10 protein-coding genes are annotated in these 11577 nt (G+C 66.2%); 9 read left to right on the forward strand and 1 reads right to left on the reverse strand.

The window, feature by feature from the left end; translation table 11 throughout:
- Nucleotides 1-248: 248 nt before the first annotated feature.
- The 7 genes from AX681_RS17930 (at nt 249) to AX681_RS17960 (ending at nt 5378) form a co-directional block, all read left to right on the forward strand.
- Nucleotides 249-566 carry an AtpZ/AtpI family protein gene (locus AX681_RS17930; protein WP_066658333.1) on the forward strand — a complete coding sequence of 106 codons (318 nt, stop codon included), beginning with the start codon at nt 249-251 and terminating at the stop codon, nt 564-566.
- Between the two features lie 63 nt (nt 567-629).
- Nucleotides 630-1394, forward strand: coding sequence for a F0F1 ATP synthase subunit A (locus AX681_RS17935; RefSeq protein WP_066658337.1), 765 nt, complete (start codon nt 630-632; stop codon nt 1392-1394).
- Nucleotides 1395-1435: 41 nt separating this feature from the next.
- A complete protein-coding gene (locus AX681_RS17940; RefSeq protein ID WP_066658331.1) occupies nt 1436-1663 on the forward strand; it encodes a F0F1 ATP synthase subunit C in 228 nt (75 codons plus the stop codon).
- Between the two features lie 66 nt (nt 1664-1729).
- Nucleotides 1730-2221: a F0F1 ATP synthase subunit B family protein gene (locus AX681_RS17945; protein ID WP_066658328.1), complete on the forward strand. Its 492-nt coding sequence runs from the start codon at nt 1730-1732 to the stop codon at nt 2219-2221.
- Nucleotides 2214-2843 (forward strand): F0F1 ATP synthase subunit B family protein, encoded by a 630-nt coding sequence (locus AX681_RS17950; RefSeq protein WP_066658324.1) that lies wholly within the window; start codon nt 2214-2216, stop codon nt 2841-2843. The genes AX681_RS17945 and AX681_RS17950 overlap by 8 nt, the downstream gene beginning before the upstream one ends.
- A gap of 68 nt (nt 2844-2911) precedes the next feature.
- Nucleotides 2912-4771 carry a CHASE3 domain-containing protein gene (locus AX681_RS17955; RefSeq protein ID WP_066658322.1) on the forward strand — a complete coding sequence of 620 codons (1860 nt, stop codon included), beginning with the start codon at nt 2912-2914 and terminating at the stop codon, nt 4769-4771.
- A gap of 145 nt (nt 4772-4916) precedes the next feature.
- The gene (locus AX681_RS17960; protein WP_231733683.1) at nt 4917-5378 is read left to right on the forward strand and encodes a YidH family protein; all 462 of its coding nucleotides are present in this window, start codon (nt 4917-4919) and stop codon (nt 5376-5378) included.
- Here AX681_RS17960 and AX681_RS17965 read toward each other — a convergent pair.
- Nucleotides 5368-6687: an amidohydrolase gene (locus tag AX681_RS17965; RefSeq protein ID WP_066658318.1), complete on the reverse strand. Its 1320-nt coding sequence runs from the start codon at nt 6685-6687 to the stop codon at nt 5368-5370. The two genes, AX681_RS17960 and AX681_RS17965, sit on opposite strands and share 11 nt — an antisense overlap.
- Nucleotides 6688-6762: 75 nt before the next feature.
- On the opposite strand from AX681_RS17965, the gene uvrC reads away from it, so the two are divergent.
- On the forward strand, nt 6763-8679 hold the full coding sequence (gene uvrC, locus AX681_RS17970; RefSeq protein ID WP_066658335.1) for an excinuclease ABC subunit UvrC: 1917 nt from the start codon (nt 6763-6765) through the stop codon (nt 8677-8679).
- Nucleotides 8680-8738: 59 nt separating this feature from the next.
- Nucleotides 8739-11537: a DUF3857 domain-containing protein gene (locus tag AX681_RS17975; protein ID WP_066658312.1), complete on the forward strand. Its 2799-nt coding sequence runs from the start codon at nt 8739-8741 to the stop codon at nt 11535-11537.
- The last annotated feature ends 40 nt before the right edge of the window (nt 11538-11577 follow it).

Here is an 11577-nt window from a genome sequence, read left to right on the forward strand (position 1 = left end):
GTGGTGGAGGGGCGGCCGCGCAGACGGCCGTGAACAGCTCGGCAAAATTCCGCCGCTTGCAGCGGCGGCCCCTCCGTCATCGCTTCGCGATGCCACCTCCCCCAGCGAGCTGGGGGAGGAATGGATTGCAACAATGTTGCACCGCGGTTGACTCGGGGCACCCCCCTTTCTAAAGCGCGCGTGCCTTGGCGGGCTCGCCGCTCGGCCCATGCGTTTCGCCCTGGTATCTGACAGGTGGGAGAGACGAAATGACCGAGAACGAGCCCGGACTGGACCCCCTCAAGGAGGATGGCCGCATCACCTCGCTCAACGAGCGGCTGGCGCGGGCAAAATCCGAAGAGGCGGATCGGCGGGGTGAGGGGCGGAAAGCCGGCGATGGCGACTATCGCATGGGCAACCGCGTTCTTGCCGAGCTGATCGGAGGAATGGTCGGCGGTGCGCTGATCGGGTGGGTGCTCGATCGGTTCCTCGGCACCTCGCCATGGCTCCTGCTCACGCTGCTTGCCCTTGGCATCGTCAGCGCGTTCAGGAACATCATCAGGATTTCGAACCAGCGCTCGAAGTGACTTTCGGGCGCTTGCGTTACATGGGAAACGGGCGTGGCTGAAGAAGCAGGCAAGATCGATCCGATGCACCAGTTCGAGGTGACGTCGATTGCCGACATGTTCACCATCGGCGGGCAGCAGATCGCCTTCACCAACAGCGCGCTGTGGATGGCGATCGCCGCCGTCGCGCTGTGGATCTTCATGCTGGGCGGCATGAAGCGGGAAGTGATTCCGGGTCGCTGGCAGATGGCGGTCGAAGGCTTCACCGGCTTCATCGACAATCTTCTGAAGGCGAATATCGGGCATGAGGGGCGCAAGTTCCTGCCGTACGTCTTCTCGCTGTTCATGTTCATCCTGTTCGCCAACGTCATCGGTCTGCTGCCGTTCGGCGCGATCCCGGGCGTGCATCCGTTCACCGCGACCAGCCACTTCACCGTGACCGGCGTGCTGGCGATCCTGTCCTTCTCGATCGTCCTCGTCGTCGGCTTTGCGAAGCACGGCCTGCGCTTCTTCTCGCTGTTCGTGCCAAAGGGGACGCCGATCCCCGTGCTGATCCTCGTGGCGCCGATCGAGTTCGTCTCGTTCATGGTCCGCCCGTTCAGCCTGGCGCTGCGACTGTTCGTTGCGATGACCGCGGGTCACATCCTGCTCAAGGTGCTGGCCGGCTTCATCATCAATTCGGCCAATGCCGGCGCGGGCTGGGGCCTGCTGGTCGGTGTGCCCAGCTTCGCGCTGATGCTCGGCGTCTCGGCCCTCGAGATCCTGGTCGCCGGCGTCCAGGCCTATGTGTTCGCGCTGCTCACGTCGCTGTACATCAACGACGCGGTGCATCTGCACGATCATCACTGAGTTTTTCCCACCAAGACCTGATTTTCTAAGGAGTGATTTCAATGGAAGCAGAAGCATTCAAGCTGCTCGGCGCCGGTCTCGCGGCGATCGGTGCTGGCCTCGCGGCGCTGGGCGTGGGTAACGTCTTCGCAGCGTTTCTCCAGGGCGCACTGCGCAATCCGGGCGCGGCTGCCAGCCAGCAGGGCAACATGTTCATCGGCTTCGCGGCTGCCGAGCTTCTCGGCCTGCTCGCGTTCGTCGTGGCGGTGCTGCTGATCTTCGTCGCCTGAAGTCTCTCCCGCCCTGCGTGTTCCACGCGGGGCGGACTTGAGGACGGACCGCGAGAGGACGGACCAATGCCCCAGATCGAACAAGTCGCAGCGACCTATGCGTCGCAGATCTTCTGGCTGCTGCTGACCTTCGGGCTCACCTTCGTGATCGTCGGCCTGGGCATTCTGCCCAAGGTCTCGGGCACGATGGATGCGCGCGACAAGTCGGTTGCGGACGACCTTGCGGCTGCGGAAGCGGCACGCGTGGCGGCCGATCAGGCCGAAGAGACCTGGCGCGCTCAGGAAAATGCGGCGCGCGAAGCTGCCCGCAAGCGTCTGGCCGAGGCCCGCGCCGCCGGTCAGGCGGAAAGCGACGCCGCACTCGCGGCCGCCAATGCCGAGATCGAGGGTCGCGTCGCTGCGGCCGAAGCCCGGATCGCGGAGGCCAGCGCCGCCGCTGCGGGTGAAATCGAATCGGTCGCCACCGATGCCGCGCGTGACATCGTTGCGCGTCTGTCGGGCGTGGCCGTGACCCCGGCCGAAGCGGCTCAGGCAGTGAAGGCAGCACTCCATGGCTGAGGCAGCACAAGTGACCGCGAGCACGGCGACCGACCCGGTTGCGCAGAATCTGAGCGAAGCGTCCAAGGGCGAAGGCATGGGCGTCCCCCATGCCGGCACCGAAGCGGCGGGTGAAACGCATCACGCGGCTCCGGCCGTGTTCGGCATCGACGCGACCATGTGGGTCGGTCTGGCGATGCTGGCGCTGATCCTGATCGTCGTGTGGAAGAAGGTGCCGTCGGTCATCGGCGGCATGCTCGACAAGCAGATTGCGGCGATCCGTACCCGGCTTGACGAAGCCAACCAGTTGCGTGCCGAAGCCGAAGCGCTGCGCGACGAATATGCGCGCAAGCTCACCAATGTCGAGCAGGAGGCCGCCGCCATGGTCGCCCATGCCGATGAGGAAGCACAGGCGCTGCTGGTCAAGGCCAAGGCCGATGCCGAGGATCTGATCCGCCGCCGCACCAAGATGGCCGAGGACAAGATCGCCGCTGCCGAGCGCCTCGCGCTTGATCAGGTGCGCGCCAAGGCCGCCGAAGCCGCCACTGCGGCGGCGGGTGCGATCATCGCGCAGAAGCACGATGCCGGCGCCGACAAGGCGCTGGTCGATCAGACGATTGCGGGCCTGTCGCGCCTCAACTGAACATGTTGCGGCAAAGATGACGGGCGCGGCGGTTTGCCGCGCCCGTCTTTTTGCGTATGGCCGTAACGATGGAGAAGACCAAAACCGATCGCGGCCTGATCGCGCTGATCCTTGGCTTCGCCATTGTGGTCACAGCGATCCTAGGCACCCTGTGGCTGTTTCGCGAGCAGCGCGAGGCACAGCGATGGGTCACGCACACGCTTGAGCTGCAGGAGCAGCTCAGCACGGTTCGCGCGCGGCTGCAGGATGCCGAAACCGGACAGCGTGGCTATCTCGTCACCCGCGATCCGGTCTATCTCGAGCCCTATTATGATGGCCGCCGCCGCCTAGACGGCGATCTCGCAACCCTCTCCCGGCTGGTCGCCGATAACCCGGTTCAGGTCCGGGCGGCGGTGCAGCTGGCACAATGCGCGCGTGCGCGGATCGATCGCCTGACCGTTGGGCTGGAGCTGGCGCGCGCGAACCAGTTCGACCGCGCATCGGAAGCCGTACGGGTCGGCATCGGCAAGCAGCTGATGGACCGGTGCCGTGCCCTGGTCACCGCAATGAAGGCGACCGAAACCCGGCTGCTGACGGAGCGGGTCGCGACGCTGCGCAGCTGGTCGAACGGGCTCACCGCGTGGCTGATCCTCAGTGCAGCCGCGGTTTTTGCGCTGGCGTGGTTTGCAACCCGCGATGCGCGTCGCCGCGCGCGCGCCGCGCTCGATGCCGGCAACGCGCTGCTCGCCGCGAACCGGCAGCTGACCGAAGAGGCGGCAACGCGCGCCGAGGCCGAGGCCAAGGTCCGCCAGATGCAGAAGCTGGAATCGATCGGGCAGCTCACCGGCGGCGTCGCGCACGACTTCAACAACATGCTCGCGATCGTAATCGGCAGTCTGGACATGGCGCGGCGGCGACTGACCAGCGATCCGGACCGGGCGCGCGACAATCTCGACAATGCGATGGAGGGCGCCGAGCGCGCCGCACAGCTTACCCAGCGGCTGCTGGCTTTCTCGCGCCAGCAACCGCTCGCACCCAAGGCGGTCGACGCAAACAAGCTGGTGGGCGGCATGTCCGAACTGCTGCGCCGGACGATCGGTGAGAATATCCGCGTCGAAACCGTGCTCGCGGGCGGGTTGTGGCCGGCCTTCATCGACGGTGCCCAGCTTGAGAACGCGGTGCTCAACCTGTGCGTCAACGCGCGCGACGCGATGCCCGATGGCGGCCGTCTGACGATCGAGACGGCCTGCACCCATCTCGACGATGGCTATGCCGCCGCGCACAATGAAGTGACGCCCGGCCAATATGTCATGGTGTCGGTCACCGACACCGGCACGGGCATGCCGCCCGAAGTGATCGAGCGCGCCTTCGACCCCTTCTATACGACTAAGGGCGTGGGGAAGGGCACGGGGCTGGGGCTCAGCCAGGTCTATGGCTTCGTCAAACAGTCCAGCGGGCATGTGAAAATCTATTCGGAGCCCGGCGTCGGCACGACGGTGAAGCTCTATATCCCGCGCCATTTCGGCGATGCCGAAGCCGCTCCGGGCGAAACCGGTCCGATCGATCTGCCGCGCGCGCAGGGGGACGAGGTGATCCTGGTGGTGGAGGACGAGGAACGCGTCCGCCACATGTCGGTCGATACGCTGCGCGAACTCGGCTATGTCGTGGTGCAGGCGTCGGACGCCAATCAGGCGCTGACCGTGCTCACGATCCAGCCACGCATCGACCTGCTCTTCACCGACATCGTCATGCCCGACATGAACGGGCGCGTCCTGTCCGATCGCGCGCGCGAGCAGCGTCCGGGGCTCAAGGTGCTCTACACCACCGGCTACACCCGCAACGCGATCGTCCACAACGGGATGCTCGACCACGACGTGGCCTTCATCGCCAAACCGTTCACGGTCCAACAGCTCGCGACGAAGATCCGCGAAGTCCTCGACGCGGGGTGATCTTGCTCCTCTGGAGCCAGGGGCCCAGGGCCGCGAACAATGCCGCCGCTGACTCTGCCACCCTAGGTTCGCAGGAGGCGGGTTGGCGCGCTTCAGACTAGAAATCGGGCGTCCGCCGCAACACCTGTGCCGTTGACGTTCGACCGTGTCCGTCTCCAACCGATCGCGCCGCCACACCCCGGAAGCCTATCGCACCGTCACGCGTTGCCTCGCCATGACCGACGACACCCCTTCCCGCTCCGAACTCGCCGAAGACCGGACCGACCTTGCCGAGGATCGCACTTTGCTCGCGAATGAACGCACCTTCAGCGGCTGGGCACGCACCGCGCTGGCGACGGTCGGCATTGGTTTGGGCTTTCATGTGCTGTTCGAATCGCTCGATCCGCCCTGGATACCGAAAGCGCTGGCCAGCCTGTTCATGGCGCTCGGCATCGCGATCATCTGGATGGCCGAGCGTCGCGCCTGCGCGATCCAGCAGCGGCTGTCGGCGCACAAGATCAAGGAACTGCGCGGCCTCAACCTGCGGCTGATCGCCTGGGTCTATACCACCGGCGCGGTGTCGCTCACCGCGGCGATCTGGCTGCTCGACCGCGTCGTTATCTCCTGAGCAAATCCAGCACCGCCACCGTCATCGCCGTCGTCCCCAGCGTCACCGACGGCTTCGGCTCGACCTTGAAGAAGGGCGAATGGTGCGCGGGCAGCGTCTTCTCGCCGCGCTTGGCCGCGTCCAGCTCGGCCTGCGGCGTCCCGCCGACCACGAAATAGGCGCCCGGCACACCCAATTTCTGCTCGATGAAATAGGCGAAATCCTCCGCCCCCATGCTCTCGCGCGATTCGGTCTTGAGGATGTCCTTGCCAAACGCCCTGGTGAACGCCCCGCGCACCCGCGCGGTCAGTGCCGGATCGTTGAGCGTCACCGGCGTTGACTCGAACCCGACCCGCACCTGCGGCAGCTTGTCCTCGGGCAGGCCGTTCATCCGCCCGACATTGGTCGCGATCCGCTTGATCCCGTCGAGCAGCTTCTTGCGCGTCTCCTCGTCATCCGACCGCACGGTCAGCTGCAGCTCGGCCTTGTCGCTGATGATGTTGTGCTTGAACCCCGAATGGAACGACCCGACCGTGACCACGCCGGGCTTGAGCGGCGCGATCTCGCGGCTCACCAGCGTCTGCAGCGCCATCACGATCTGCGCGCCCATCACGATCGGGTCCTTGCCCATATGCGGCGCGGCGCCATGCGTGCCGACGCCAAAAATCGTGATGTCGACGCTGTCCGACGAGGACGAGCTGATCCCCGGCTCCAGGCCGATCTTGCCGGTCGGAAAGCCCGATGTGACATGGAACGCCACCGCATAATCGGGCTTGGGGAAGCGGGTGTAGAGCCCGTCCTCCATCATCTTGCGCGCGCCGCCAATCCGCTCCTCGGCCGGCTGCACGACGAACACCACGGTGCCCTTCCACCGGCTCTTCAGCTTCGCCAGCTGCCGGGCGGTGCCGATCATCGACGTGATGTGCACGTCATGCCCGCACGCATGCATCACCGGCTTCACCACGCCGTCGATATCCTCCTGCGTTACGCTCGACGCATAGGGCAGGCCGCTATCCTCCTTCAGCGGCAGTCCGTCCATATCGGCGCGCAGCAGGATCGTCGGGCCAGCGCCATTCTTCATGACGCCCACCACGCCGGTCCCGCCGACCCCCTCGGTCACCTCGATCCCGCCCACCGCGCGCAGCTCCCGCGCCATGATCGCGGCGGTGCGACTTTCCTTGTACGACAGTTCCGGGTTCTTGTGGAAATCGACGAACAACGCCTCGAGATGCGCCGCATAATCCGCTTCCACCGCCGGCGCGAAGTCCGGTTCGGCCAGCACGGGCGTGGCAAGCAGCGACGAAGCGAGCAGAGCGGTGAGCAGGCGCATGATGTTCCCCAAAATCCGATCGCGTCAGGCTATCAGATGGAAAGCGCGACGCAATCCGCCTACATGAGCGCGACGATGTCCGACCCCAATTCCCCCAACCGCTTCAACGAAGAGTCCGCCACCTATGCCGTGCGCGGGTCGGAGACGCCCGATCTCGACGCCGGCGTCGCGGCGATCCGCAACGTGCTCAAGACGCTCCCCGTCCGCCCCGGCGTCTATCGCATGCAGGATGCGCGCGGCGACGTGCTCTATGTCGGCAAGGCCCGCGCGCTCAAGAACCGCGTCGCCAACTATACGCAACCGGCGAAGCTCTCCAACCGCCTGCGCCGCATGATCGCGCAGACGCGGTCGATGACCGTGGTGACCACCAATAACGAGGCGGAGGCGCTCCTCCTCGAAGCACAGCTGATCAAGCGCTTCCGCCCGCCCTACAACGTCCTGCTGCGCGACGATAAGTCCTTCCCCTATATCCTCCTGCGCGGCGACCACGACTACCCCCGCGTTCAGCTGCATCGCGGTGCGCGCCGGGCGAAGGGCGACTATTTCGGCCCGTTCGCGGGCGCGGGTCAGGTGCGCAAGACCCTCAACGCGCTCCAGAAGCTCTTCCTGTTGCGGTCGTGCACCGACAGCTTCTTCAACACCCGCGACCGCCCGTGCCTGCTCTATCAGATCCGCCGCTGCTCGGCCCCCTGCGTCGATCGCATCGACAAGGCCGGCTATGCGGAACTCGTCGCCGATTCCCGCGACTTCCTGATGGGCAAGTCGACCAGGGTTCAGGCGAAACTCGGCGAGCAGATGCAGGCCGCCGCCGAAAATCTCGACTTCGAACTCGCCGCGATCCTGCGCGACCGGCTGAAGGCGCTCACCTTCATCCAGGGCAGCCAAGCGATCAATGCGGAGGGGATCGGCGACGCCGACATCTTCGCCATGGCCGCCAAACAGGGCCAGATCGGCATCCAGGCCTTCTTCATCCGCGGCGGCCAGAATTGGGGCCACCGCGCCTTCTTCCCCGCGCACACCGCCGACGTGCCGGAGGATGAGGTGTTCACCCAGTTCCTCATGCAATTCTATGAGGAGGTGCCCCCGCCGCGCACCATCTTCGTCGACCGCAACCTCGATGATCTCAAGCTCCTCTCCGAAGCGCTCGCCGAACGCGCCGGGCGCAAGGTCGCGATCGGCATGCCGCAGCGCGGCACCCGCCGCCGCCTGCTCGATCAGGCCAAGCGCAACGCGATCGAGGCGCTCGACCGCCGCATGGCCGAATCGACGACTCAGGCAAGGATCCTGCGCGACATTGCTGATCTATTTGGTCTTCCCGAACCGCCCGACCGCATCGAAGTCTATGACAACAGCCATATTCAGGGCGCGCACGCCGTCGGCGCGATGATCGTCGCGGGGCCAGAGGGCTTCCGCACCGGCCAGTATCGCAAGTTCAACATCAAGAGCGCCGCCACCAACGACGATTTCGCGATGATGCGCGAAGTCTTCACCCGCCGCTTCGCCCGCGCGCAGGAGGAAGACCCCGACCGCGACAAGGGCGTGTGGCCCGACCTCGTCCTGATCGACGGCGGCAAGGGCCAGCTCAGCGCCGCCCGCGCCGTGCTGGAGGAGCTGGGGATCGAGGATGTGTGCATGGTCGGCGTCGCCAAAGGCCCGCACCACGGCCGGGAGGGCCGCGAAGTCTTCCACCTGATGGACGGCAGCGAACGCATGCTCCCCGTCAACGCCCCAGCCTTGTTCCACATCCAGAAACTCCGCGACGAAGTCCACCGCTTCGCCATCGGCGCGCACCGGGCGAAGCGCGCCAAGGCCATCGGCGCCAGCCCGCTCGACGACGTCCCCGGCATCGGCCCCGCGCGCAAGAAAGCCCTGCTGATGCACTTCGGCACGGCCAAGGCGGTGCGGGGGGCGAGTTTGGAGGATCTGCAGAAAGCGCCGGGGGTATCAGCGGCGGTGGCGCAGCAGGTCTACGACTTTTACCATTCTAGGTGATCGCGCTTGCTCCCGGACCGCGAGCCGTTAGGTTCGCGTGGAAACACCGGGGGTTAGCCATGTTCCGTAAGTCCGCGTTCCTGGGCATTTTGCTCACCAGCGCCGCGCCCGCCTGGGCGGGTGACAAGCCACTCTATGCCGCCGCGCCCGGCTGGGTGAAGCCAGCGCCGCCAATCGACATGGCCAAGCTGGCGGATGACGCACCGGTCTTTCTCGTCCTCGATCACCAGCAGCGGTTCGCTGACGGACAGGTATGGCACTATATTGAGACAGCAACACGCATCGCTTCGCCGCAGATCCTGGCTCAGGCCGGAACGGTCCAGATGCCGTGGAACCCTGACCATGGCGATCTGATCGTCCACAGCGCCCAGATTCTGCGTGGCGGCGAGACGATCGATCTGCTCGCTGGGGGCAAGCAACTGTCGGTGCTGCGCCGCGAGCAAAGGCTGGAGCAGATGCAGCTCGACGGCTTGCTCACCGCGACCATGCCGGTCGAAGGGCTGCGGGTGGGCGATGTCCTGCGGCTGCGTTTTTCGACCACGCGCAAGGATCCGACATTGGCGGGCGAGGTGCAGGGCAGCCTCCCGCTGTTCGCGCAGCCGATGCAGGTCCGCTTCGGTCGCGCCCGACTGGTTTGGCCACAGGCGATGAAGGTCAATTGGCGCGCTTATGCCGATTGGGTGAAGCCCGGCCCGGTCGCGATTGCGGGCGGCGACCGCGAGCTGGAGATCGCGCTGCCGATCGCCAAGCCGCCCGAACTGCCGCGCGACGCACCCGCGCGGTTCCAGCCGATCCCGATTCTCGACGCGACCAGCTATGCCGATTGGAGCGCGGTCGCAAAGACCATGGCCCCGCTCTATGCGACCAAGGGGCTGATCGCGCCGGGCAGCGCGCTGGCAAAGGAAGTCGCGGCAATTGCGTCCGCCTCGCCCGATCCCCGCGCGCGGACTGCCGCCGCGTTGCAACTGGTGCAGGACAAGGTCCGGTACCTGTTCAACGGCATGGCCCAGGGCAATTATGTCCCGCAATCGCCCGCCGAAACCTGGTCGCTGCGCTATGGCGATTGCAAGGCGAAGACGCTGATCCTGCTCGCGATCCTGCATGAGCTGGGCGTGGAGGCAGAGGCGGTGCTGGTGCACAGCAGACTTGGCGACCTGGTTCCCTCGCGCTTGCCCATGCCGGCGGCATTCGACCATGTTATCGTACGCGCACAGATCGGCGGGGAGAGCCTGTGGCTCGACGGGACGTCGAGCGGCGACCGCATGGCCGATCTCGGCAACACGCCGCCCTTCCGCCACGCGCTTCCGCTGCGGGCTGAAGGGGCGGGGCTGATCGCGCTTCCGCTGCGCCCGCGCGCGCGGCCCGATATCGACGCAGAACTGGACCTCGACCAGACCGCCAGCATCCATCTGCCCGCGCCCTTCACGCTTAAGGTGACGATGCGCGGACAGGTGGTCCAGATGGTCCGCGGTGCCGCAGCCGCGCTGGGCAAGACAGAGACCGAGAAAATGATCGCGCAGCTGGTCGGCGAGTATGTCAACACCAGTACCTATACCCGGCGCGACCTCAGCTTCGACGACGCAGCGGGGACCGTGGTGGTGACAGCAGCGGGTGTCGCCTATCCGGTCTGGGAGCGCGAGAGCGAGCGCTACAAGACGGGAATCGACAATGCGGTGGCGGCAATCGGGTTCGAACCCGATCGCAGTCGCCCGGCGTGGCGGGACCTGCCCGTCGCCACCGGCGAAGCGATGCACGCGCGCATCCGCACCAGCTATCGCCTTCCGGCGGGCGGTGCGGGTTTCGCCTTTGAAGGCGACGAGAAATTGCCCGAAAAGCTTGCGGGCCGCCTGGTCGTTCGCCGGGCCACCCTGGCTGGGAATGTCGTGACGGTCGACGACCGCACCATCGTGACCGGGGAGGAGATTGCCCCCGCCGATATCGGCGCGGCACGGCGCGAACTGGCGCAGGCCAAGACGCGGCTGCTGCGCGCAGTGGCGCCCGTCGGCTATCCGCAGCGCTGGCAGGACGTTGCCGCTGCGCGCAAGTCGGGCGGGCTGAAGAAAATCCAGGCGGTCTATGACCAGGCGGTCGCCGCCGATCCGTCCGACTCCGACGGCTATTTCAATCGCGCCTGGTATCACGATCGCGTCTTCGACAACGCCGCCGCAATCCGCGACCTCGACAAGGCGATCACGCTGTCGCCGACCGTCACCTCATATCTGCGGCGCGCGGACGCCCATCGGTCGGTGGGGCAGCTCGACAAGGCGATTGCCGATGCCGATGCCGCGGCCGAGCTGGACCCGGGTTCGGGCGAAGCGATCCGGACAGCGATCAGGCTGCGCGGCCAAAAGGGCGAGTATGACAAGGCGCTGGAAATGGCGCAGCTCCAGATTGACGCGGGCGGGAAGGAGAAACCGGGCTATCTTGCGATCAAGGCCGACCTCCTCGCACAAAGCGGGCAGGCGGACGAGGCACTGGCCGTGCTGGATGCCGCGGTTGTGGCGCATCCCGGCAACGCGGCATTGCTCAACGAGCGTTGCTGGCTGAAGGGAACACGAAAGTTGGCGCTCGACACCGCGCTGCGCGACTGTACCCGTGCGATCGAATTGATGGAGAATCCCGCGCCTGCGCTCGATAGCCGCGCGATGGTCTATTTCCGCCTCGGCCGCACCGACGAGGCGCTGAGCGACCTCAACGCCGCGCTCGACGCTCAGCCGGAAATGACCGCCAGCCTCTTCATGCGCGGCGTGATCCGCAAGGCCCGCGGAGAGACTGGTTCGGAATCCGACCTTGTCGCCGCGCGGATGATGGATCCCCAGGTCGATACCCGCTTCGGCAAATGGGGGATCAAACCGTAACGCGTATAGCCCCTCCCGCAAGCGGGAGGGGCTATACGCG

The sequence above is a fragment of the Sphingomonas sp. CCH9-E2 genome (assembly GCF_001557215.1).
In the GTDB taxonomy this organism is placed as follows: domain Bacteria; phylum Pseudomonadota; class Alphaproteobacteria; order Sphingomonadales; family Sphingomonadaceae; genus Sphingomonas.

Bases quoted from the DNA above. Each gene is read 5' to 3' on its own strand.
- AX681_RS17930 (WP_066658333.1), top strand. From the start codon at position 249: ATGACCGAGAACGAGCCCGGACTGGACCCCCTCAAGGAGGATGGCCGC.
- AX681_RS17935 (WP_066658337.1), top strand. From the start codon at position 630: ATGCACCAGTTCGAGGTGACGTCGATTGCCGACATGTTCACCATCGGC.
- AX681_RS17940 (WP_066658331.1), top strand. From the start codon at position 1,436: ATGGAAGCAGAAGCATTCAAGCTGCTCGGCGCCGGTCTCGCGGCGATC.
- AX681_RS17945 (WP_066658328.1), top strand. From the start codon at position 1,730: ATGCCCCAGATCGAACAAGTCGCAGCGACCTATGCGTCGCAGATCTTC.
- AX681_RS17950 (WP_066658324.1), top strand. From the start codon at position 2,214: ATGGCTGAGGCAGCACAAGTGACCGCGAGCACGGCGACCGACCCGGTT.
- AX681_RS17955 (WP_066658322.1), top strand. From the start codon at position 2,912: ATGGAGAAGACCAAAACCGATCGCGGCCTGATCGCGCTGATCCTTGGC.
- AX681_RS17965 (WP_066658318.1), bottom strand. From the start codon at position 6,687: ATGCGCCTGCTCACCGCTCTGCTCGCTTCGTCGCTGCTTGCCACGCCC.
- uvrC (WP_066658335.1), top strand. From the start codon at position 6,763: ATGTCCGACCCCAATTCCCCCAACCGCTTCAACGAAGAGTCCGCCACC.
- AX681_RS17975 (WP_066658312.1), top strand. From the start codon at position 8,739: ATGTTCCGTAAGTCCGCGTTCCTGGGCATTTTGCTCACCAGCGCCGCG.